The organism is Ruminococcus intestinalis (assembly GCF_014288065.1).
Lineage (GTDB): Bacteria > Bacillota > Clostridia > Oscillospirales > Acutalibacteraceae > Ruminococcoides > Ruminococcoides intestinale_A.
Window position 1 is genome coordinate 513,383 of sequence record NZ_JACOPS010000001.1, and the last position, 22,889, is coordinate 536,271.

Genomic DNA, 22,889 nt, shown 5'->3' on the forward strand with positions numbered 1-22,889 from the left:
TTATATGTCATATGATATAATAATGTGTAAGTAAAGTGGGTAGAAGACCTGCAATCTGTAATCAAATTACAGGTTTTCTACCCTTGTATAAAAATATAGTTAATTATACAAAAGGCATATTTTGTATAATTCGAGGAATACTGCACAAAGAAACTTAAACGCTGCGTTAATAGATTTCAGCATAATAACTACTTCAAACCGCTTTGGTCGTGATTAGAAAGAATTTTTGATAAGTCATCCATTATCTTATTAGTCACATCGAGGCGGTTTTTTGCTAATATAAATTCAAGTAAATCTATAGTATCGTATTCATATATACGAAAGAAATCTTTGTACTGCAAGTAATCATTTTCTGCACGCTGTTGCTCATAAAATATGTATTCCCACATCGCAATAATTTTATATTCCTGTTCAGTCATAGAACCACCAGCGAATCAAAATTACCAATTACATCAAGCTTAGCTTTATCAAGCAAACTCTGATGTCTTACATTAAGTTTAACACGGCTGCGGCGGTTAAGAAGTTCAAGAAATTCATCAAAACCAAAAAGCGCTATATAAGCAACAAGAGCACTTGGTAATTGTCTTTCTACAAAGCGCTGTAAATTAGATGTAGTATAATCATCAGCTTGCTTAGTTAATTTAACAGCTGATACATCATCAAGAAACTTGAGCCAATAAGGCTTAATAACAGCACGACTAATATTACTGTCAGATTCATTATTCTCTACAATAGTAAGATAATTGACTATAACACCACGAAAAAGCGAATTAATAGAATTTTCAATGCACAAACCTGCAAAAACTTCCGCCCGCTCTCGTCTAAGCTGAATTTCAAATCTAACCCAATGTGCGCAATCTGCTTTTTGTTCTGCTTTCTTATCATAAATACGGAACATTATTTCAGATTGTTTAGAACCGCAATAAATAGTAAATGTACGCTTATCTATAGATTTAGAATGTATACGCTCAATAGGAAAAGCACGAAAACGAGAACGGTAATTACCTGCTACTATGTCAGATTCAATCTGATACAAATCTAAACAGCCTGTAAAATCATCATAACTAACATCTATACGAGTAATATTAATTTCATCCTTATTATCTAAACAATAACGAATTAAATCAATAAAATTACCGCCGTTATCCTCAAACATTCTACAGCCAGAGCCCGACATCTCAAGACATACACCCATATTATCTTGACCGTCAAAATGAATATGAATACCTCCGCAATAAAGTTGTTGACGGTAACCGTGAAATCCTTTACTATTAAGCCAATTTTCTTCATTTAAATTCAAAAGTTGTATTAAAGAATAAGGACTATCAATCTTGCTTGAAAAAGCAAAATAATCGAAAAAAACATTATTAGTCATAATAACACCCCATAAAAAGAATTAAACAAAATATCAGTGTCACCGCAGGGAAAACGCTCAGCGTTTTCCCTTTGCGTTTGACACAACGATATTTGTTGTATTAATTACTTGTTGCTTAGGAGCAAAGCCAACACGACTTAAACGCTCAATAAGCAAGTAACTGTTGTATAAATCTCTTAAACTATCAGTTTGTACAAAAGACTGATAGTCTTTTTTGCGGAGTTTTCTCCGCTTGTCCCTGCTGGGATTGTCTGCATACTCTATGTAAGCATCTGCATCATAATATTTTAGCCTTGTATATCGGCTAAAGAGAGTTTGACAAACCACGACAATGAAACATTGTTCCCTAAGTGGTTTAGCAACACGAGTAAAAACTTGAGAAGTTGCTAAAATACAAACACGCTGCTTACGCTGCTGCGTAACTTGGCTTAAAAGCGTTTCAGGAAAATCTTTACTATTCGCACAACTAAACTCATTTTGAATTTCATCGATTGCAAAAATAACACCGTCAGTACCGTTTTTCAAAGACGAATCCAAAAGGTCATTAAGACTATTAAGCGGTGCGGTTTCGTACTTATAGCCAAAATTTGTATATATCTTAGCTTTTGGATAACGCTTACGGTATCGTTCAAGGTCATATACAAGACCTATCGTCTTCCCTGCTCCCTGTCTACCTGTATAAACTCGCAAGCCGTAGAGCTTGAAATAGTCCTTATTAAAGTTCTTTAAGTCTTTAAGTTTATACCGGAGCAGCTGAGGCAATGAAAAAATAAACCGCCTGAAAATGCAAACAAAAATTCCAATTATTAAATATATCCACATTAAAATCACCCACACAAAGGAATAAGACGATAAACAAAAAGAACAATACCGGCACTAATCTTAATACCAAACCAACAAGATACACAACCGGCAAAAAGAAGAAGAACATCCGCACCAACAAGCCAATTACCATATACGCACACAGTAGCAAGAGTATTAACAAAATCCAAAGGAATAGAAAAAAAAGACAAACCGCCAATAAGACCAGATATAAGACTAACAGCAAAATCAATTAAAACTTGAAAAATCATTTAATCTAATCATCCTTTCGAGAACTTGCAAACAAAGAACCTAATGATAAACCTTCTTGACCAATAAACCTTAAAAATTGATTAATATTATATAAAACAAGAAGAAAAATAATAAACCCCCTAATAGCAGGGCGAAAAGTATTGACAGCTTTCAAAAGAAAACTACTGTCAAAAACAGTACCAGTAAAAGTAATAGAACCTACTTGAATAGTACCTTGTTGATTACCTATTTCAGCTTCAGTACCAAAAACTTCAGAAATATCAAAAGAATTAACACCAAAAGCATTTTTAAAATTGTTTACAAGATTATCAATGCTATTATTAATGTGTTCAGTATCAGGAATGAAAATAAATTTAATGCCATTTAAAATATTTTCAGGCAAAGAAACAACAGTACTAAAAATGTTCTGAATGATAGATAAAACAGTATTAAAGGAATTTTCAAAAAAATTCCATACCATTTGAGGAATATCTTTAATGAAATTCCAAATAAGTTGAGGTAAACTACTTACATTTTGCCAAATTAAACTCGGAATTTGTGTAATACTTTCGGCACAAGACTGCAACCAACTAACAATGCTATTAAGGATATTCCACAGATTGTCAAAATAAGTGAATCCGCCACCACTTTCTCCCCCACTTGCTCCTGTACTGGGTTGAGTAGCCGTTCCAGAAGAGTTAGGGGTCTTTGAAAAAAAACAGAACCGTCAGCAGAATTGATTATGTCAACAGTAGAATAAATTACATCAGAAAAAGAAGTAGAAAAATTATTTAAAACACGATTAGAGCCTTCGACAACATCAGTATTTACAAAAGAATTAAGAGATTTATCATATTCATAATTAAGAATATCATTACAATGCATACCAAGACCAGAAGTATCATTCCAAAATTTGTTATCATCAAAAAACTTAACATTAAGGAAATAACGAGGAATGTCATCAGAGCCACCGATTGAACAAGATACAAAATAATATTTACTTTTTACTGAATATTTTTTAAAAGTAGAGTCACTTTCAAGACAACTCTTAACATAATCAGCTTGAAAAACATCAACAGATGAATATTTATCATCAAGTGCAAACGCAGATACGCAAGAAGAAACAACAACACATAAAACCGCAAGAGCAACTACAATATATTTTTTAAACTTAATAAAAATCACCACCTTAAAAAAATAGCCCCCCGTGGTAGTGCCACGAGGGGAACGGCTCACACAGAGAATTAAAGGAACTTATAAATAATTCTCGGAATAAGAGAGATACCCACAAACACAGCCATAATACCGATACCCACAGGTACAAGAGTACTAAGACCGGAGTCGATAGCAGTCTGAATAGGTTTAATTAATTCAGCTGTAATAGCAAAATCCAATACGCTACACCTCCTTTAAAAAATATCATAGAATGTCAGAGCTTTGTACAATAGATAACATACAAACACACCAACGGCAACAGCAAGCACAAAAAGTAAAATACTGTTCGTCAGTTGCGATTGACTAAGTAATTCATCAAGTGTCGCTATTTTCTGAATCGCCTGCGTTGTCGGTTGCGTCGATAATTCCATATTTTTTGCACCTCAATTTTTCGATGTACTCTTTAAAATAGTTAACACAACTTTTAACAAAGTCAATAAATCCGAAAATAGCAAACGCAACAATCAGCAAAGAAAAAACATACTGCATTTTTTTACACCTCATTAAAGTAAGTTAATGCCGATAAGTGAACCATATTGATTGAAGTCAAGTTCAGCTTCGGACGGAACAGGAACATTAACAAGCACATCAGGACGAACAGAAACTTCAAGAGCTTGTTCACCCTCGGAATCTTTCTGATCAAGAGGAAAAGGAATTATACAAGACATCTTACCAAAGCTGACTAACTCACCTGTTTTCTTGTCGGTGAAACTTCCTGATCGCTTACCTATAATTTTTACTTTCATTTTTACCTCCTTGATTGAATTTTTTTGAATAGATTTATTAGGGGCACTCGGAAAGACTTGACATTAAGTAACTTAAAAATCGTAGTGTTACATACTCCGTTATGCATACCGGGAGAATTGCTCTAATTTGTGTCTTTTTTATGTTGCCTAAACCGAGTGATTAACATATTTCTTTGACTAAATCGAATTTGAATAAATCGTCATAATCAACGATATAAGAAACATCAGAATTGCGTTCAGATAATCTTACTTTACCAATACAAACAGATAAGTAAAACTCATAACTACCGCACTCAAGTTTAAAAAAACTACCGCTTTTAAAAAAATAGAAATCGTTAAATTTTTTATTTTTAAGTAAATGAAAATAAGACCGACAAAGTTTTACCATCTTTGATTTATTTACATTAAGTCTAAATAGTTTAAGTTCTTTCTGTTCAAGCATTTTTAATGTCCCCTATTATTTAGTGTAGTCAATATATGAACTATCTAATATTATTATAGTTCACATATCAACTAAATACAATAGTTAATATGTGAACTATGGTAAAATCTACTAAAGTAACAAAAAAGAGGTTTTAAAATATGAATTATGCACAAAACATTAAAAGTCTTAGAGAAGATAACGATTTATACCAAAAAGATATAGCAAAGATATTAGGAACTACACAAAGTTATTACGCTCAATACGAAAATGGCAAAAGACCATTGCCAATAGAACATCTAATAACATTATGTAAATTCTATAATGTTTCAGCTGATTACATACTCGGACTTACAAAAAATCCAAAACCAAACTGGTCAATAAAAAACAACATAAATATAAATTATGGAAATGTACAAATGAAATAAGGTGAAATAATGAACAACACATATAACCCATTACCACAATATAAACAAATGCAATACATAAATACAAACGGTTTCTATCCGTACAAGGAACGAAAATTATTAACTAATAACGAATACAGATTTTACTATAATTTAGTTCAGTTAGCAGATAAGTATAATTTATCTGTTCAAGTAAAAATGCGATTAGCTGATATAATTGAAGTAGATAAAGGCAAAATAACAAATCAAGAGTATATGAGTTACTTCGGTAAAATTAAATCAAAGCATATAGATTTTGTATTAACACATAAATACACTATGCAAATGATAGCAGCTATAGAGCTTGACGATAAGAGCCACCAAAAACAAAACCGTATAGAAAGAGATGCTTTTGTAAATAACGCACTTACAGCCGCAGGGATTGACTTTATAAGAAGTTATAATTTTAATATTAATTCATTAGAGCCGATAATAGTATATATTTTGAGGAAGAAAAACATCATAAGATAATTAATTGTAAGTTGTACCCCCCTGTTAGCGGAGGGGGGTTAAGTCGGACTAAAAATCCGACTTTTTCTTTTTGGAAAGTTTCTGCATTTTTAAATTAATGTAAAAAATAAGAACGATAGCGCATTATAACATAGTGCAGAAAAAGAATGAGAACCGCAAGGCGAATGTTGACAAGGGCGAGCTCTTGCTTTTGTGCAGCGCTCAGACTTATTATATAAACAAAATGCGTACCACGCTTAAACTCTTACAGCTCGCATAAAAGGTTGACAAAGGGCTTTGCCCTTTACCCAGCAGGAGGCAAGCCCCCTGCACCCACGGTCGCAAGCTCCCTTATCCGAGCAGAAAGTTTCAGAAAATTCTAAATTTAAATTCCCGAATAAAAATTTGCAATTTATAAAAATCTGTATTATTATAAGTAAAGAATAAATTATACAAATTCTTAGCAATCAATGTTTTGTATAATTGAGGGAAGATTAACTATACTCGCAAGGCATATTTTGTATAATTCGAGGAATACTGCACAAAGAAACTTAAACGCTGCGTTAATAGATTTCAGCATAATAACTACTTCAAACCGCTTTGGTCGTGATTAGAAAGAATTTTTGATAAGTCATCCATTATCTTATTAGTCACATCGAGGCGGTTTTTTGCTAATATAAATTCAAGTAAATCTATAGTATCGTATTCATATATACGAAAGAAATCTTTGTACTGCAAGTAATCATTTTCTGCACGCTGTTGCTCATAAAATATGTATTCCCACATCGCAATAATTTTATATTCCTGTTCAGTCATAGAACCACCAGCGAATCAAAATTACCAATTACATCAAGCTTAGCTTTATCAAGCAAACTCTGATGTCTTACATTAAGTTTAACACGGCTGCGGCGGTTAAGAAGTTCAAGAAATTCATCAAAACCAAAAAGCGCTATATAAGCAACAAGAGCACTTGGTAATTGTCTTTCTACAAAGCGCTGTAAATTAGATGTAGTATAATCATCAGCTTGCTTAGTTAATTTAACAGCTGATACATCATCAAGAAACTTGAGCCAATAAGGCTTAATAACAGCACGACTAATATTACTGTCAGATTCATTATTCTCTACAATAGTAAGATAATTGACTATAACACCACGAAAAAGCGAATTAATAGAATTTTCAATGCACAAACCTGCAAAAACTTCCGCCCGCTCTCGTCTAAGCTGAATTTCAAATCTAACCCAATGTGCGCAATCTGCTTTTTGTTCTGCTTTCTTATCATAAATACGGAACATTATTTCAGATTGTTTAGAACCGCAATAAATAGTAAATGTACGCTTATCTATAGATTTAGAATGTATACGCTCAATAGGAAAAGCACGAAAACGAGAACGGTAATTACCTGCTACTATGTCAGATTCAATCTGATACAAATCTAAACAGCCTGTAAAATCATCATAACTAACATCTATACGAGTAATATTAATTTCATCCTTATTATCTAAACAATAACGAATTAAATCAATAAAATTACCGCCGTTATCCTCAAACATTCTACAGCCAGAGCCCGACATCTCAAGACATACACCCATATTATCTTGACCGTCAAAATGAATATGAATACCTCCGCAATAAAGTTGTTGACGGTAACCGTGAAATCCTTTACTATTAAGCCAATTTTCTTCATTTAAATTCAAAAGTTGTATTAAAGAATAAGGACTATCAATCTTGCTTGAAAAAGCAAAATAATCGAAAAAAACATTATTAGTCATAATAACACCCCATAAAAAGAATTAAACAAAATATCAGTGTCACCGCAGGGAAAACGCTCAGCGTTTTCCCTTTGCGTTTGACACAACGATATTTGTTGTATTAATTACTTGTTGCTTAGGAGCAAAGCCAACACGACTTAAACGCTCAATAAGCAAGTAACTGTTGTATAAATCTCTTAAACTATCAGTTTGTACAAAAGACTGATAGTCTTTTTTGCGGAGTTTTCTCCGCTTGTCCCTGCTGGGATTGTCTGCATACTCTATGTAAGCATCTGCATCATAATATTTTAGCCTTGTATATCGGCTAAAGAGAGTTTGACAAACCACGACAATGAAACATTGTTCCCTAAGTGGTTTAGCAACACGAGTAAAAACTTGAGAAGTTGCTAAAATACAAACACGCTGCTTACGCTGCTGCGTAACTTGGCTTAAAAGCGTTTCAGGAAAATCTTTACTATTCGCACAACTAAACTCATTTTGAATTTCATCGATTGCAAAAATAACACCGTCAGTACCGTTTTTCAAAGACGAATCCAAAAGGTCATTAAGACTATTAAGCGGTGCGGTTTCGTACTTATAGCCAAAATTTGTATATATCTTAGCTTTTGGATAACGCTTACGGTATCGTTCAAGGTCATATACAAGACCTATCGTCTTCCCTGCTCCCTGTCTACCTGTATAAACTCGCAAGCCGTAGAGCTTGAAATAGTCCTTATTAAAGTTCTTTAAGTCTTTAAGTTTATACCGGAGCAGCTGAGGCAATGAAAAAATAAACCGCCTGAAAATGCAAACAAAAATTCCAATTATTAAATATATCCACATTAAAATCACCCACACAAAGGAATAAGACGATAAACAAAAAGAACAATACCGGCACTAATCTTAATACCAAACCAACAAGATACACAACCGGCAAAAAGAAGAAGAACATCCGCACCAACAAGCCAATTACCATATACGCACACAGTAGCAAGAGTATTAACAAAATCCAAAGGAATAGAAAAAAAAGACAAACCGCCAATAAGACCAGATATAAGACTAACAGCAAAATCAATTAAAACTTGAAAAATCATTTAATCTAATCATCCTTTCGAGAACTTGCAAACAAAGAACCTAATGATAAACCTTCTTGACCAATAAACCTTAAAAATTGATTAATATTATATAAAACAAGAAGAAAAATAATAAACCCCCTAATAGCAGGGCGAAAAGTATTGACAGCTTTCAAAAGAAAACTACTGTCAAAAACAGTACCAGTAAAAGTAATAGAACCTACTTGAATAGTACCTTGTTGATTACCTATTTCAGCTTCAGTACCAAAAACTTCAGAAATATCAAAAGAATTAACACCAAAAGCATTTTTAAAATTGTTTACAAGATTATCAATGCTATTATTAATGTGTTCAGTATCAGGAATGAAAATAAATTTAATGCCATTTAAAATATTTTCAGGCAAAGAAACAACAGTACTAAAAATGTTCTGAATGATAGATAAAACAGTATTAAAGGAATTTTCAAAAAAATTCCATACCATTTGAGGAATATCTTTAATGAAATTCCAAATAAGTTGAGGTAAACTACTTACATTTTGCCAAATTAAACTCGGAATTTGTGTAATACTTTCGGCACAAGACTGCAACCAACTAACAATGCTATTAAGGATATTCCACAGATTGTCAAAATAAGTGAATCCGCCACCACTTTCTCCCCCACTTGCTCCTGTACTGGGTTGAGTAGCCGTTCCAGAAGAGTTAGGGGTCTTTGAAAAAAAACAGAACCGTCAGCAGAATTGATTATGTCAACAGTAGAATAAATTACATCAGAAAAAGAAGTAGAAAAATTATTTAAAACACGATTAGAGCCTTCGACAACATCAGTATTTACAAAAGAATTAAGAGATTTATCATATTCATAATTAAGAATATCATTACAATGCATACCAAGACCAGAAGTATCATTCCAAAATTTGTTATCATCAAAAAACTTAACATTAAGGAAATAACGAGGAATGTCATCAGAGCCACCGATTGAACAAGATACAAAATAATATTTACTTTTTACTGAATATTTTTTAAAAGTAGAGTCACTTTCAAGACAACTCTTAACATAATCAGCTTGAAAAACATCAACAGATGAATATTTATCATCAAGTGCAAACGCAGATACGCAAGAAGAAACAACAACACATAAAACCGCAAGAGCAACTACAATATATTTTTTAAACTTAATAAAAATCACCACCTTAAAAAAATAGCCCCCCGTGGTAGTGCCACGAGGGGAACGGCTCACACAGAGAATTAAAGGAACTTATAAATAATTCTCGGAATAAGAGAGATACCCACAAACACAGCCATAATACCGATACCCACAGGTACAAGAGTACTAAGACCGGAGTCGATAGCAGTCTGAATAGGTTTAATTAATTCAGCTGTAATAGCAAAATCCAATACGCTACACCTCCTTTAAAAAATATCATAGAATGTCAGAGCTTTGTACAATAGATAACATACAAACACACCAACGGCAACAGCAAGCACAAAAAGTAAAATACTGTTCGTCAGTTGCGATTGACTAAGTAATTCATCAAGTGTCGCTATTTTCTGAATCGCCTGCGTTGTCGGTTGCGTCGATAATTCCATATTTTTTGCACCTCAATTTTTCGATGTACTCTTTAAAATAGTTAACACAACTTTTAACAAAGTCAATAAATCCGAAAATAGCAAACGCAACAATCAGCAAAGAAAAAACATACTGCATTTTTTTACACCTCATTAAAGTAAGTTAATGCCGATAAGTGAACCATATTGATTGAAGTCAAGTTCAGCTTCGGACGGAACAGGAACATTAACAAGCACATCAGGACGAACAGAAACTTCAAGAGCTTGTTCACCCTCGGAATCTTTCTGATCAAGAGGAAAAGGAATTATACAAGACATCTTACCAAAGCTGACTAACTCACCTGTTTTCTTGTCGGTGAAACTTCCTGATCGCTTACCTATAATTTTTACTTTCATTTTTACCTCCTTGATTGAATTTTTTTGAATAGATTTATTAGGGGCACTCGGAAAGACTTGACATTAAGTAACTTAAAAATCGTAGTGTTACATACTCCGTTATGCATACCGGGAGAATTGCTCTAATTTGTGTCTTTTTTATGTTGCCTAAACCGAGTGATTAACATATTTCTTTGACTAAATCGAATTTGAATAAATCGTCATAATCAACGATATAAGAAACATCAGAATTGCGTTCAGATAATCTTACTTTACCAATACAAACAGATAAGTAAAACTCATAACTACCGCACTCAAGTTTAAAAAAACTACCGCTTTTAAAAAAATAGAAATCGTTAAATTTTTTATTTTTAAGTAAATGAAAATAAGACCGACAAAGTTTTACCATCTTTGATTTATTTACATTAAGTCTAAATAGTTTAAGTTCTTTCTGTTCAAGCATTTTTAATGTCCCCTATTATTTAGTGTAGTCAATATATGAACTATCTAATATTATTATAGTTCACATATCAACTAAATACAATAGTTAATATGTGAACTATGGTAAAATCTACTAAAGTAACAAAAAAGAGGTTTTAAAATATGAATTATGCACAAAACATTAAAAGTCTTAGAGAAGATAACGATTTATACCAAAAAGATATAGCAAAGATATTAGGAACTACACAAAGTTATTACGCTCAATACGAAAATGGCAAAAGACCATTGCCAATAGAACATCTAATAACATTATGTAAATTCTATAATGTTTCAGCTGATTACATACTCGGACTTACAAAAAATCCAAAACCAAACTGGTCAATAAAAAACAACATAAATATAAATTATGGAAATGTACAAATGAAATAAGGTGAAATAATGAACAACACATATAACCCATTACCACAATATAAACAAATGCAATACATAAATACAAACGGTTTCTATCCGTACAAGGAACGAAAATTATTAACTAATAACGAATACAGATTTTACTATAATTTAGTTCAGTTAGCAGATAAGTATAATTTATCTGTTCAAGTAAAAATGCGATTAGCTGATATAATTGAAGTAGATAAAGGCAAAATAACAAATCAAGAGTATATGAGTTACTTCGGTAAAATTAAATCAAAGCATATAGATTTTGTATTAACACATAAATACACTATGCAAATGATAGCAGCTATAGAGCTTGACGATAAGAGCCACCAAAAACAAAACCGTATAGAAAGAGATGCTTTTGTAAATAACGCACTTACAGCCGCAGGGATTGACTTTATAAGAAGTTATAATTTTAATATTAATTCATTAGAGCCGATAATAGTATATATTTTGAGGAAGAAAAACATCATAAGATAATTAATTGTAAGTTGTACCCCCCTGTTAGCGGAGGGGCGTTAAGTCGGACTAAAAATCCGACTTTTTCTTTTTGGAAAGTTTCTGCATTTTTAAATTAATGTAAAAAATAAGAACGATAGCGCATTATAACATAGTGCAGAAAAAGAATGAGAACCGCAAGGCGAATGTTGACAAGGGCGAGCTCTTGCTTTTGTGCAGCGCTCAGACTTATTATATAAACAAAATGCGTACCACGCTTAAACTCTTACAGCTCGCATAAAAGGTTGACAAAGGGCTTTGCCCTTTACCCAGCAGGAGGCAAGCCCCCTGCACCCACGGTCGCAAGCTCCCTTATCCGAGCAGAAAGTTTCAGAAAATTCTAAATTTAAATTCCCGAATAAAAATTTGCAATTTATAAAAATCTGTATTATTATAAGTAAAGAATAAATTATACAAATTCTTAGCAATCAATGTTTTGTATAATTGAGGGAAGATTAACTATACTCGCAAGGCATATTTTGTATAATTGAGGGGAAAGGTGAAGCATTTAAATGAGTATTTCTTTCATAGATGAAGCGCCGCAGATAATCAAGGATTACTTGTTTTATATGCAGACGGTCAAAGGAAAATCACAGAAAACCGTTGATGAGTACTACATAGATTTGCGTACATTTTTCAGATTTATAAAATTACAGCGTGGACTTGTTCCGAATGATTCTGAATTTGAGAACATTTCGATTTCTAATGTTGACCTTGAACTTGTGAAAACCGTCACATTGAACGACGCATATGAATTTATGAATTATATTCAGCGTGAGCGCAAAAATCAAAATGTTACCCGTGCCCGTAAATGTTCAAGCCTTAAGGGGTATTTTAACTATCTCGCAACAAAAAAATGTGTGCTCGACAGCAATCCTGTTGAGCAGCTTGAAGTTCCCAAAAAGAAAAAATCTTTGCCAAAGTATCTTACGCTTGAGCAAAGTCTTGAATTGCTGAATGCAGTCGACGGTGATTATAAGGAGCGTGATTACTGTATTCTCACGCTGTTTTTAAATTGCGGCTTGCGTGTGTCTGAAATGGCGTCTTTGAATTACACGGACATTCATCAGGATGACACTATGCGTGTTGTCGGCAAGGGCAACAAAGAACGAATTATTTACCTTAATTCCGCCTGCGTTTCCGCAATCGAAAATTATATGCGGGTGCGGCCCGTTGACGGCGTTAAGGACAAATATGCGCTGTTTATCAGCCGAAATCACCGCAGAATGAGCGTAAAAACCATACAGGCTATGGTGTATAAATATCTTGAAAAAATCGGTCTGAATGCACAGGGCTACTCCTGTCATAAGCTAAGGCACACTGCGGCAACGCTGATGTATCAGTACGGCGGAGTTGACATACGAGTGCTAAAAGATGTGCTCGGTCACGAAAACCTCGGCACAACCGAGATTTACACCCACTTAAGTTCCGAGCAGATGAAAAATGCCGCCGAGAAAAATCCTTTGTCTAAGGTAAAGCAAAAATCCAATAAAAAATCCGATGAAAAATAATAAAAATTTATTACGAGTTATAATGTTGACCTAAATTTTAAAATTATTTAATCTAAACCATAATTTACCCCAACTTTTGATAAAGGCACTAATAAAAAAACAGCCCCGACTTTGATTTTTTCAAAGCCGGGGCTTGTCATATCTTTACTGCGCCGCCTACATCTGTAAGCGGTTTATTTTCTGCTAAATTAATTATTTTCACATTATGAATTATACAAAATCTTTCGATTTTTCGGAAGTTCGGGTGAGTTTTTATATCACCAAAAAACGCTACAGTACCGTCATCAATCATTGTACACGCACCGCCGATAAATCCGTAATCGTATCCGTCAAGTCTTATGCTTCCGCTGTCGATTTTCAGAACATCAATTCCGTTTTTGGTAAGCGCATTATAGATTGTGCTGTCGGCGGTTATGGCGCTGTTTTTACCGATAACCGCAGTTGAACAGCGTGTGTAACCTTGTTTTACATCGACTATCTCAATGCCGTTTTCCTTGCAGTAATTTTTGACTGAAACATCTATAGCCTCTTCCCTGCCGTATAATTTTCCGCTGATATACAGGCAATTAAGTGCCACGCAATGCGGATATTTACCGTCAATATTGTTCTTGCAAAGAATTATATTATAATCTTTGTTTTCACGAAGTCTTTTTAAATTATTACATTCTTTAAGCAGAAAAATATCGTTGTTGATTTTTAGCATTTGCATATCAATGTGCCGCTGTTCAGGTGTATTAAATTGTAAAATTTTATCCGACGGTATAATATCGTACCCAAAATTTTCAATTGCTTTGCAAAGTTTCGGGTACTTGTCGGACATTACAAAGGCGCTCATATGCTGACTGCCTCAAAGGCCTGTCTTATATTTTTAACTCCGATAAGCTCTGCACCGTCACATTTTACGGCTTTCAGATTGTGATACGGAAGAATGATTTTTGTAAATCCAAGCCTTACAGCCTCGTTTACTCTTAATTGAGCTTGAGAAACCGCCCTGATTTCGCCGGCAAGACCGATTTCGCCGAACACTACAACATTCTCGTCAATCGGAACATCTTTCAGACTGCTGATAAGCGCCATTGCGACCGCAAGGTCAATGGCAGGTTCGTCAATTCTAAGACCGCCGACAATGTTTATATAAGCGTCATTGTTTGAAAAATAATATCCCGCTCTTTTTTCAAGCACGGCAAGCAAAAGCGAAAGTCGGTTGTAGTCAAAGCCCGTTGCCATTCTTCGAGCGTTGCCGTAGCCGCTTTGCGTTGCAAGTCCCTGAACTTCCGCAAGAATAGGACGAGAACCCTCAATTGTACAGGTTACGCAAGTACCCGATACGCCTTTCGGTCTGCCCGACAGCAACATTACAGACGGATTGGGCACTTCCACAAGTCCCGTGTCGGTCATTTCAAACACGCCGATTTCGTTTGTAGAACCGTATCTGTTTTTGACTGCTCTTAAAATTCTGCATGACATCTGCTTGTCACCTTCAAAGTGCAGTACGGTATCAACGATGTGCTCAAGCACTTTCGGACCCGCAATTGAACCCTCTTTGTTTACATGACCTACCACAAACATTGGAATATCAAGCGACTTTGCCGTGCGCATAAGGCAGTTTGTCGATTCTCGGACCTGCGTTACACTGCCCGGTGAGGAGCTTAATTCTGTAAGATTCATTGTCTGAATTGAGTCGATCATTACTATATCGGGCTTTTCAGCACGGATTTGTTCGCACACTACTTCTACATCGGTTTCGGTCATTACAAAAAGATTCGGAGAATTTACACCGAGTCGGTTTGCCCTTAACTTAAGCTGTCTTTGCGATTCTTCGCCCGATACATAAAGCACTTTCATTGAGTTGCCGAGATATTGACATATTTGCAGTAACACGGTTGATTTGCCGATACCCGGGTCACCTCCGAGCAAAATAAGACTGCCCTTTACAATGCCGCCGCCAAGCACACGGTTAAGTTCGCTGCAGCCCGTATCGTAGCGGTGCTCGTTTTCAGTGGTGATTTCCGTAATTGAATAAGGATAAGAAAGCGCAGAAGCTACCTTTCTTTTTACGGCAGGCGCAGCTTTCACGCTTTCTTTGATTTCTTCTTCCATTGTGTTCCATTCGCCGCAGGTCGGACATTTTCCGTACCATTTCGGTGATTCGTAGCCGCACTGCGAGCATATATATACACTTTTAATTTTTGCCATATTAAACTTCCTTTAATAAACATTCATCAGTCCGACAGCTATCGCATAAGCCATTTTTTGTTGATAGGTATCGTCCTGCAATTTTGCACATTCGCTTTCGTTAGAGATAAATCCGCATTCACAAATTACGGCGGGCACAGTCGCATTTTTTAAAAGATAAATGCTTTTATCCGCTTTCTTACATTCCCTTTCATTGTCGGGCTGGAGCATAGTTTTTACAGATTGTCTGATACTCTCTGCAAGATCGGCGCTCTGCGGATTGTTAGGTGAATAAAAAACTTGCGTTCCGCTGTATTTGCTTTCGGTAAACTTATTCTGATGAATACTGATTACCACATTTTCGGGATTTGAATTAAATACAGAAAGACGGTTTTTCATATCGGAAACTTTGCGCTGTCGCACATTTTCGCCTTGCGTATATACGGATTTGTCCTCTGTTCTGATTTGCTCTGTTTTATAGCCGAACAGAGTAAGCATATCCGCAAGTTTTACGGATATTTGCAGATTAAGGTCTTTTTCCACCACATTGTTATCATTTACAGCGCCGCCGTCCTCACCGCCGTGACCTGCGTCGATTATTACAGTATGCGTGTTTTCGCTGACATTACTTTCACTCGTCAGTACATTAAGGCGAAAATAAGCCATTGTAATCAGGAAAACAAAAGCAATTATAAGAATAAAACATATTGTAAAATACAAGATTTTCTTAAATTTCATAAAGCCGAACACCCCGTTTTATTTTTATGTGCGGAGTGCATTGCTTATAACAATTATAACATAGGCAATGTAAATTTTAAAGGCTAAACTAAAATTGTAACTATATAGTTTTGTCTGAATACTCTGTTAGTAATCAAAATGTAAGTACGGCGCACACCTATATGCGATGTACAGAAAATTCAGGTGAAGTTAATGGAAAAAACAACTCTTGACAAAATTCCGCTGAATTGCGAGGTTTATATAGACAGTGTCGAGTGCGGCAACGGCATAAAAAACAGAATTTTTGATATGGGCATAACAGAGGGTGAGAAAATTGTGCCGATAATGAAAAGTCCGTTTGGCGACCCGACAGCGTATTTGTCAAAAGGAACGGTAATTGCGCTTAGAGAAAGCGATTGCAGTAAAATTACGGTACGCCTAAATCGGGATTACGCATAAATAATTAAAAAGTTGGGAGGTTTTTATTTGCTGACAAGAAACAGCCGTAAAACAGAGGCAAACGGAAAAATGTGCAACAATACAGACTACAATGTGGTACTTGCCGGCAATCCTAATGTCGGAAAAAGCACGATTTTCAATGCGCTTACAGGTATGAAACAGCACACGGGCAATTGGACGGGCAAAACCGTTGAGTATGCCAAAGGGTGCACAAAAATCAAAGACAAAAGTTTTTCCGTCGTCGATTTACCCGGCACATATTCTATGATTTCTTTTTCACCCGAAGAAGAAGTTTCACGGCAGTTTCTTGTCAGAGATGACATTGACTGCACGGTTATTGTAATTGATTCAAGCGTGCTTGAACGGAATCTTTCGTTTACCCTACAGGTTCTTTCGGTAACGAAAAAAGCGGTGCTGTGCCTCAATCTTAGCGACGAATGTTGTAAAAACGGTTTTGTTATTGACGAAGATGAGCTGTCGCTGAATCTCGGCATACCTGTTATAAGCACCAATGCTACAAAGAAAAGCGATATTGAAAAAATCCGAGAGAAAATTTACGATGTCTGCACCGAAAAAACAAAATGCTTTCGTGTTACAAGGCTGTATGACGGAATAGATATTTTTAATAAGGAAAAGCACAAAGAAAACACTGAATTTCTTGCCGCTCGGTCAAAGGAAATATGCAGTCGCTGTATAAAAAAATGCGGTGAAAACATAAGCGAAAAAACCAAAAAGCTTGATAAAATACTTACTTCTAAAATTACGGGAATACCTATTATGATACTTTTGCTCGGTTTGCTTTTCTGGATAACTGCGGTCGGCGCAAATTATCCGAGCCGCCTTTTGAGCGAACTGTTTGAATATATAAAAGTAGGTTTGGTATATGTATTTGATTTTTTTAATGCACCGGATTTTATAAAAGGCTTTTTTATAAACGGAATATACACGACACTCAGTTGGGTGGTTGCGGTAATGCTGCCGCCAATGGCGATATTTTTCCCACTGTTTGCGCTGATAGAGGACTTTGGCTATTTACCGAGGATAGCATTTAATCTTGACAAATTCTTTTCAAAATGCGGTGCGCACGGCAAGCAAGGTCTGACTATGGCAATGGGAATCGGCTGTAATGCCTGCGGAGTTACGGGCTGTCGCATAATAGAATCACCTAAAGAAAGACTGATTGCGACAGTTACAAATAATTTTATGCCCTGCAACGGAAGATTTCCGATGCTTATTGCGCTGATTACAATATTCTTTTCGGGCAGTGCCTGCGTATTTGCAAGTTCAATAAGCATAGCGTTAATCCTTGTTTTACTGATACTTTTTGCGGTTATGATGACAATGTTTGTGTCTAAAATATTGTCTGTAACGCTGTTAAGCGGCGAGCGTTCGGCTTTTGCGCTTGAACTTCCGCCGTACCGCAAGCCGAGAATTCTAAAAACTATAGTCAGTTCGTTTTTAGACCGTACCTTATTTGTACTTGGCAGAGCGGTTATAGTAGCAATTCCGGCAGGAGCGCTGATATGGCTGCTTGCAAATATCTATATTGTAGACAGCTCACTGCTTTCGTATTGTACGGATTTTTTTGACCCGTTCGGCAGAGCCATAGGTCTTGACGGTGTAATTATAATGGCTTTTGTACTCGGCTTTCCCGCTAATGAAACCGTCATACCGATAATAATTATGTCGTACCTTTCCACGGGTACGCTGACTGATTTTGCAAGTTATGAGGAACTTTTTGCATTGCTTACGCAAAACGGCTGGACGCTTACAACGGCAATCTGTACAATAGTAATGTGCATCTTCCACTTCCCATGCTCCACAACCTGCCTTACAATCAAAAAAGAAACTGGTAGTATGGGCTGGACGATGTTTTCGATAGTTATGCCGACAATGATTGGCATAGCGCTTTGCTATCTGATTTCTCATATTATGTAAATCAACTTAATTTAAAAAATCCAAACAGAAAGCCTGCCCTTACATTATGCAAGGGCAGGCTTTGAGGTTATCAAATGAAAACAATATTATAATTAGAATTCATAGATTAAGTATAAAGAAAAGGAGATTATAATGAAAAAACTTATTGTTTAATTATTCGGAAATTAATCAGAAATCAATTTCGAGGTCATAGTAGCAAGCCTTAAGGAGTTTTTCCATTTCTTCCTGACTTGGCTGACGAGGGTTAGAGCCTGTGCAAGCGTCTGCGATAGCATTCTTAGCTGTTTCGGGGAGCTTATCCATAAACTCTTTTTCGTCGATAATGCTTACATCAGCCTTAACGCCGCCCGGACCGTAGTTTTTAATAGCCTGCGGAATGTCGAGCTGATCGTTCATTGAGCGAAGTTCTGCGATAAGTGCGTCAACGAGTTCTTCTGTTGTTTCGCCCTTAAGGTCGATGAATTTAGCAATCTGTGCATAACGCTCGGCTGCTGTAGCATCTTTGGAATTATATTTAATTACCTTTGGAAGGTACATAGCATTTGCACAGCCGTGAATAATGTGACCGCCCGAGAATGCAGCACCTGTCTTATGAGCCATTGAGTGAACAATACCGAGAAGAGCGTTTGAGAATGCCATACCTGCAAGGCACTGTGCATTGTGCATAGCATCACGAGCGTCCATATCGCCTTCATATGACTTTTTAAGGTCGTTGTGAATCATCTTAATTGCGTGAAGTGCAAGAGCATCTGTATAATCACAGTTAAGAGTAGATACATATGCCTCAATTGCGTGTGTCATAGCATCCATACCTGTATGAGCTGTAAGTTTTTTAGGCATTGTTTCAGCAAGTGACGGGTCAACAATAGCTACATCAGGAGTAATGTTGAAGTCGGCAAGCGGATACTTGATACCCTTGTCGTAGTCGGTAATTACAGAGAAAGCCGTAACCTCTGTAGCTGTACCGGAAGTTGACGGAATAGCACAGAATTTTGCTTTCTGTCTTAATTTAGGGAAGCTGAACGGTGTGATAAGATCCTCAAAAGTGATTTCAGGATACTCATAGAATGCCCACATAGCCTTTGCCGCATCAATCGGTGAGCCGCCGCCCATTGCTACAATCCAGTCAGGCTCAAACTCTCTCATAACGGCTGCGCCCTTCATAACTGTGTCAACAGATGGGTCAGGCTCAACACCCTCAAAGAGTTTAACTTCCATTCCTGCTTCTTTTAAATAATCAACAGCCTTGTCAAGGAAACCGTTACGCTTCATTGAGCCGCCGCCTACTACTAAAATTGCTTTTTTGCCTTCGAGTGTTTTTAAACTTGAAAGAGCATCTTTTCCGTGATAAAGATCTCTTGGTAATGTAAATCTGTACATTATTATGACCCCCTAATAGGAAATATTAGTCACTTTTTTATTGACTAAGGATATTATAACACCTTTTATTTCCAAAGTAAAGGGTTTTTAAGTAAAATTTATGTGAAAATATAGAAAAGTTTTTATTACATCACAAATATTATTATATATAATCACAAAACAGTCACATTATAACCCGTAAATGTTATCAACATCGTTTGCATACTCTTTTACGAGCTCAAGAAAATGCTTTGCAACGGGATTGGTAGCGGATTTACTCCACGCCATAACATAAGAAATGCTTGTGTCAGCATCGCTTAGCGGTATGCTTGAACAGCTTTTGTCCGATGAAAAATTAAGCAGTGAACTCGGAACAATAGAAATTCCCATACCAGCCGCCACTGCCATATACATACTTTTTACATCGTCAAATGTATTTGTGATTTTGGGTGAAATATGAAAAGTGCGGTATAAATCCATAACCTCCATATACAGTATGGGAGAAACATTTTCAGAAAGAAGTACAAGTTTTTCGTTTGCAAGGTCAGCCATAGAAATATTTTTCTGCTTTGCCGCAGTATTTGTTTTGTCCGCAATTACATAAAGCTGTTCGCTGTGGGTTACTATAGACTCGACAGATGAGCTTTCGGGGAGCATATCCCTCGGCATAAAGCAAAAGTCATAATCGCCGCCGAGTACATTGCCGTTTTCCGAACCGTCAAGTTCTTTTACATCAACCGTAATATCGGGATAACGCTTGCGAAATTCTTTTATGCATTTTGTCGGAAACGAAAAAGAAGTTTGGTCGCACGCAACCGTAATTCTTCCCTTTCCTCCGTCATGCATCTGCTTTATTATAGATGTGGCTTTGTTCAAGGTTTCTACAATTTCTATTGCGTACGGCAACAAAGTCTTGCCCTCGTTTGTAAGGAGAACATCACGGTGCGAGCGTATAAAAAGCTGTACCCCAAATTCTTTTTCAAGGTCTATTATATATCGGCTTACTGTTGACTGCGAAACATAATTACGCCTTGCCGCCTCCGAAAAATTCAGAGTGCGTGCCACAGAGATAAAGCACTTTAACTGATTTATGTCCATAAATAAAGTTTCCTTTCTATGATATAAGATAAATAGCAATTGAATTATAAAAAGTCAATAATGTTTTTTAAAAAACAAAATATTAATAAAAACTAACTATAAATAAAAAGTCAGAAGATTCCAAAGGTCGCTGACCTTTGGTCGTGTGGGAAAAAAGGATACTTAAGGGAAAAGGGCCTCGAAAGCCCTGTTCTCTTAAGCGTGCTTTCTTTTGGAGCTTTTCTTTTCACGCAAAAGAAAAGCGGAATCCGCAGAAATTATATATTACAGTAATAATTGTTTTAGACAATAATGCAGGAATAAATCCGGAAGTGAAAAGCATTTTAACCGGTTTATCCCACATAAATTAACTTTCCTTTCGCTAATTGTATCTTGTTATGCAGGAAGTGAATAAATAAGTCAAAATTGATAAATAATTACATTAAAACTTTAGTTGACCAATTCTTTCCTTTCTGCTATAATTTGAGTATAGCATAATAGTATGCAAAAATCAAATAATAATCAAATACTATAAAACTATAAATAATTATGCGGCAAGGAGCAGTTATGAAAAAAATAGTTATTACAGGTATGGGCGCAGTTACACCTATCGGCATTGGTGTAGATACTTACTGGAAAAATATCACAGCAGGCGTGTCCGGTATAGACACAATCAAAAGTTTTGACGCATCTGAACTTGCGGTTCAGATTGCGGGCGAAGTAAAGAATTTTAACCCGTCGGATTATATGCCGAAAGACTTAATCAGAAAAACGGATCCGTTTATGCAGTATGCATATATTGCTGCAGAGGAGGCTTTAAAGCAGAGCAACCTTGAAATTGAACCTGAACGCACAGGTATTGTAATGGGTACAGCTATGAACGGCATTGCTACAATTGCGTTCACTCAAGACGCACTTTCGGGCGCTGCACATAAAAAGGTAGGCCCGAGATTTATTCCTAAAATTCTCGGCAACATTGCCGCTGCAAATATCGCAATCGACCACAATATTCAAGGTCCGAGCCTTACCGTAAGCACAGCTTGTTCATCGGGCGGCGATGCAATCAACACAGCTTGTATGTGTATGCAGACAGGCAAAGCCGATGTAATGCTCGCTGTCGGTGCGGAGTCAGTTCTCTGCCCGCTCGTAATTTATTCGCTTGCAAACGCAAAGGCACTTTCACGCAGAAACGACTCCCCCGCTACCGCAAGCAGACCTTTTGATGTTACCCGTGATGGTTTTGTAATCGGAGAGGGCGGCGGTGCGCTTGTTCTCGAAACCGAGGAGCACGCACTTGCAAGAGGCGCAAAGATTTACGGCGAAGTTCTTGGCTGCGGCAACACAGATGATGCTTACCATGTAACAGCTCCGCATCCGGAAGGAAGAGGCGCTATTGCTTGTATGAAACAGGCTATTGCACAGGCAAATATCGACGCATCACAGATAGGTTATGTAAACGCTCACGGCACAGCTACAAATAAGGGCGATACTGTAGAAACCGCATCAATCAAAAGTGTGTTCGGTGACAAACTTCCGTATGTAAGTTCAACTAAGGGCGCTACAGGTCATATGATGGGCGCAGGCGGCATTACAGAAGTTATTACCTGTGTAAAGGCTATTGAAACAGGAGTAATTCCGCCGACAATCAACTTAAATGAAGTTGACCCCGAGTGCAGCGGAATAGACTTTGTCGCTAACACAGCAAAGAAAGCCGAAATAGATTATGCTATGTCGAACGCATTTGGCTTCGGCGGACAGAATTCAAGCATTATTGTAGGCAGATACAAGGGATAATCCCTAACGAT

Annotated in this window: 33 protein-coding genes; 8 read left to right on the forward strand and 25 right to left on the reverse strand. The window is 36.3% G+C overall.

The features are described from left to right. Nucleotides 1-188: 188 nt before the first annotated feature. The 10 genes from H8R91_RS02545 to H8R91_RS02590 all read right to left on the reverse strand — a co-directional run bounded on the left by H8R91_RS02545 (nt 189) and on the right by H8R91_RS02590 (nt 4,831). Nucleotides 189-419 (reverse strand): hypothetical protein, encoded by a 231-nt coding sequence (locus H8R91_RS02545; protein ID WP_186934744.1) that lies wholly within the window; start codon nt 417-419, stop codon nt 189-191. After that, nucleotides 416-1,375, reverse strand: a complete 960-nt coding sequence (locus H8R91_RS02550; RefSeq protein WP_186934745.1) for a replication initiation factor domain-containing protein — start codon at nt 1,373-1,375, stop codon at nt 416-418. The genes H8R91_RS02545 and H8R91_RS02550 overlap by 4 nt, the downstream gene beginning before the upstream one ends. Nucleotides 1,376-1,432: 57 nt before the next feature. Next, entirely contained in the window at nt 1,433-2,137 is a 705-nt protein-coding gene (locus H8R91_RS02555) for an ATPase (protein ID WP_186934746.1), read from the reverse strand. Nucleotides 2,138-2,202: 65 nt separating this feature from the next. Next, complete coding sequence (locus H8R91_RS02560; protein ID WP_186934747.1) at nt 2,203-2,448, reverse strand: hypothetical protein; 246 nt, start codon at nt 2,446-2,448, stop codon at nt 2,203-2,205. Between the two features lie 5 nt (nt 2,449-2,453). After that, the gene (locus H8R91_RS02565; RefSeq protein WP_186934748.1) at nt 2,454-2,909 is read right to left on the reverse strand and encodes a hypothetical protein; all 456 of its coding nucleotides are present in this window, start codon (nt 2,907-2,909) and stop codon (nt 2,454-2,456) included. A 62-nt stretch (nt 2,910-2,971) separates the two neighbouring features. After that, complete coding sequence (locus H8R91_RS02570) at nt 2,972-3,616, reverse strand: hypothetical protein (protein ID WP_186934749.1); 645 nt, start codon at nt 3,614-3,616, stop codon at nt 2,972-2,974. Between the two features lie 56 nt (nt 3,617-3,672). Then, nucleotides 3,673-3,822, reverse strand: a complete 150-nt coding sequence (locus H8R91_RS02575) for a hypothetical protein (protein WP_186934750.1) — start codon at nt 3,820-3,822, stop codon at nt 3,673-3,675. 136 nt (nt 3,823-3,958) lie between these two features. Then, on the reverse strand, nt 3,959-4,132 hold the full coding sequence (locus H8R91_RS02580) for a hypothetical protein (RefSeq protein ID WP_186934751.1): 174 nt from the start codon (nt 4,130-4,132) through the stop codon (nt 3,959-3,961). A gap of 14 nt (nt 4,133-4,146) precedes the next feature. After that, a complete protein-coding gene (locus H8R91_RS02585; RefSeq protein WP_186934752.1) occupies nt 4,147-4,389 on the reverse strand; it encodes a hypothetical protein in 243 nt (80 codons plus the stop codon). A 160-nt stretch (nt 4,390-4,549) separates the two neighbouring features. Next, on the reverse strand, nt 4,550-4,831 hold the full coding sequence (locus H8R91_RS02590; protein WP_186934753.1) for a hypothetical protein: 282 nt from the start codon (nt 4,829-4,831) through the stop codon (nt 4,550-4,552). Between the two features lie 140 nt (nt 4,832-4,971). On the opposite strand from H8R91_RS02590, the gene H8R91_RS02595 reads away from it, so the two are divergent. Then, nucleotides 4,972-5,238, forward strand: a complete 267-nt coding sequence (locus H8R91_RS02595; protein WP_186934754.1) for a helix-turn-helix domain-containing protein — start codon at nt 4,972-4,974, stop codon at nt 5,236-5,238. Nucleotides 5,239-5,247: 9 nt separating this feature from the next. Next, the gene (locus tag H8R91_RS02600; protein ID WP_186934755.1) at nt 5,248-5,727 is read left to right on the forward strand and encodes a DUF2726 domain-containing protein; all 480 of its coding nucleotides are present in this window, start codon (nt 5,248-5,250) and stop codon (nt 5,725-5,727) included. A 564-nt stretch (nt 5,728-6,291) separates the two neighbouring features. Here the strand turns inward: H8R91_RS02600 and H8R91_RS02605 are convergent. The 10 genes from H8R91_RS02605 to H8R91_RS02650 all read right to left on the reverse strand — a co-directional run bounded on the left by H8R91_RS02605 (nt 6,292) and on the right by H8R91_RS02650 (nt 10,934). Next, a complete protein-coding gene (locus H8R91_RS02605) occupies nt 6,292-6,522 on the reverse strand; it encodes a hypothetical protein (RefSeq protein WP_186934744.1) in 231 nt (76 codons plus the stop codon). Then, a complete protein-coding gene (locus tag H8R91_RS02610; protein ID WP_186934745.1) occupies nt 6,519-7,478 on the reverse strand; it encodes a replication initiation factor domain-containing protein in 960 nt (319 codons plus the stop codon). Before H8R91_RS02610 ends, H8R91_RS02605 begins: the two co-directional genes overlap by 4 nt. Before the next feature lie 57 nt (nt 7,479-7,535). After that, nucleotides 7,536-8,240, reverse strand: a complete 705-nt coding sequence (locus H8R91_RS02615; protein ID WP_186934746.1) for an ATPase — start codon at nt 8,238-8,240, stop codon at nt 7,536-7,538. Between the two features lie 65 nt (nt 8,241-8,305). Continuing rightward, nucleotides 8,306-8,551 carry a hypothetical protein gene (locus H8R91_RS02620; protein ID WP_186934747.1) on the reverse strand — a complete coding sequence of 82 codons (246 nt, stop codon included), beginning with the start codon at nt 8,549-8,551 and terminating at the stop codon, nt 8,306-8,308. A gap of 5 nt (nt 8,552-8,556) precedes the next feature. After that, nucleotides 8,557-9,012: a hypothetical protein gene (locus tag H8R91_RS02625; RefSeq protein WP_186934748.1), complete on the reverse strand. Its 456-nt coding sequence runs from the start codon at nt 9,010-9,012 to the stop codon at nt 8,557-8,559. A gap of 62 nt (nt 9,013-9,074) precedes the next feature. Beyond that, nucleotides 9,075-9,719 (reverse strand): hypothetical protein, encoded by a 645-nt coding sequence (locus H8R91_RS02630; RefSeq protein WP_186934749.1) that lies wholly within the window; start codon nt 9,717-9,719, stop codon nt 9,075-9,077. Between the two features lie 56 nt (nt 9,720-9,775). Beyond that, entirely contained in the window at nt 9,776-9,925 is a 150-nt protein-coding gene (locus H8R91_RS02635) for a hypothetical protein (RefSeq protein WP_186934750.1), read from the reverse strand. A gap of 136 nt (nt 9,926-10,061) precedes the next feature. After that, nucleotides 10,062-10,235 (reverse strand): hypothetical protein, encoded by a 174-nt coding sequence (locus H8R91_RS02640; protein WP_186934751.1) that lies wholly within the window; start codon nt 10,233-10,235, stop codon nt 10,062-10,064. A 14-nt stretch (nt 10,236-10,249) separates the two neighbouring features. Further along, nucleotides 10,250-10,492: a hypothetical protein gene (locus tag H8R91_RS02645; RefSeq protein WP_186934752.1), complete on the reverse strand. Its 243-nt coding sequence runs from the start codon at nt 10,490-10,492 to the stop codon at nt 10,250-10,252. A gap of 160 nt (nt 10,493-10,652) precedes the next feature. Then, a complete protein-coding gene (locus H8R91_RS02650) occupies nt 10,653-10,934 on the reverse strand; it encodes a hypothetical protein (protein WP_186934753.1) in 282 nt (93 codons plus the stop codon). Nucleotides 10,935-11,074: 140 nt separating this feature from the next. Between H8R91_RS02650 and H8R91_RS02655 the strand changes: the two genes are divergently transcribed. The 3 genes from H8R91_RS02655 to H8R91_RS02665 all read left to right on the forward strand — a co-directional run bounded on the left by H8R91_RS02655 (nt 11,075) and on the right by H8R91_RS02665 (nt 13,359). Then, a complete protein-coding gene (locus H8R91_RS02655; RefSeq protein WP_186934754.1) occupies nt 11,075-11,341 on the forward strand; it encodes a helix-turn-helix domain-containing protein in 267 nt (88 codons plus the stop codon). Nucleotides 11,342-11,350: 9 nt separating this feature from the next. Continuing rightward, nucleotides 11,351-11,830, forward strand: a complete 480-nt coding sequence (locus H8R91_RS02660) for a DUF2726 domain-containing protein (protein ID WP_186934755.1) — start codon at nt 11,351-11,353, stop codon at nt 11,828-11,830. Nucleotides 11,831-12,360: 530 nt separating this feature from the next. Continuing rightward, the gene (locus H8R91_RS02665) at nt 12,361-13,359 is read left to right on the forward strand and encodes a tyrosine recombinase XerC (protein ID WP_186934756.1); all 999 of its coding nucleotides are present in this window, start codon (nt 12,361-12,363) and stop codon (nt 13,357-13,359) included. A 136-nt stretch (nt 13,360-13,495) separates the two neighbouring features. On the opposite strand, the gene H8R91_RS02670 is transcribed toward H8R91_RS02665, so the two are convergent. The 3 genes from H8R91_RS02670 to H8R91_RS02680 are packed head-to-tail and all read right to left on the reverse strand — an operon-like array spanning nt 13,496 to nt 16,272. Further along, a complete protein-coding gene (locus H8R91_RS02670; protein WP_186934757.1) occupies nt 13,496-14,194 on the reverse strand; it encodes a DUF6873 family GME fold protein in 699 nt (232 codons plus the stop codon). Next, nucleotides 14,191-15,555, reverse strand: coding sequence for a DNA repair protein RadA (radA, locus tag H8R91_RS02675; protein WP_186934758.1), 1,365 nt, complete (start codon nt 15,553-15,555; stop codon nt 14,191-14,193). Before radA ends, H8R91_RS02670 begins: the two co-directional genes overlap by 4 nt. Before the next feature lie 12 nt (nt 15,556-15,567). Next, on the reverse strand, nt 15,568-16,272 hold the full coding sequence (locus tag H8R91_RS02680; RefSeq protein ID WP_186934759.1) for an N-acetylmuramoyl-L-alanine amidase: 705 nt from the start codon (nt 16,270-16,272) through the stop codon (nt 15,568-15,570). Nucleotides 16,273-16,464: 192 nt separating this feature from the next. On the opposite strand from H8R91_RS02680, the gene H8R91_RS02685 reads away from it, so the two are divergent. Then, nucleotides 16,465-16,710: a FeoA family protein gene (locus H8R91_RS02685; RefSeq protein WP_186934760.1), complete on the forward strand. Its 246-nt coding sequence runs from the start codon at nt 16,465-16,467 to the stop codon at nt 16,708-16,710. 27 nt (nt 16,711-16,737) lie between these two features. Further along, a complete protein-coding gene (gene feoB, locus H8R91_RS02690) occupies nt 16,738-18,648 on the forward strand; it encodes a ferrous iron transporter B (RefSeq protein WP_186934761.1) in 1,911 nt (636 codons plus the stop codon). Between the two features lie 168 nt (nt 18,649-18,816). On the opposite strand, the gene H8R91_RS02695 is transcribed toward feoB, so the two are convergent. Next, the gene (locus tag H8R91_RS02695) at nt 18,817-20,028 is read right to left on the reverse strand and encodes an iron-containing alcohol dehydrogenase (protein ID WP_186934762.1); all 1,212 of its coding nucleotides are present in this window, start codon (nt 20,026-20,028) and stop codon (nt 18,817-18,819) included. A 168-nt stretch (nt 20,029-20,196) separates the two neighbouring features. Next, nucleotides 20,197-21,105 carry a LysR family transcriptional regulator gene (locus tag H8R91_RS02700; protein ID WP_186934763.1) on the reverse strand — a complete coding sequence of 303 codons (909 nt, stop codon included), beginning with the start codon at nt 21,103-21,105 and terminating at the stop codon, nt 20,197-20,199. Nucleotides 21,106-21,651: 546 nt separating this feature from the next. Here H8R91_RS02700 and fabF point away from each other — a divergent pair. Continuing rightward, complete coding sequence (fabF, locus tag H8R91_RS02705) at nt 21,652-22,878, forward strand: beta-ketoacyl-ACP synthase II (protein WP_186934764.1); 1,227 nt, start codon at nt 21,652-21,654, stop codon at nt 22,876-22,878. Nucleotides 22,879-22,889: the final 11 nt, after the last annotated feature.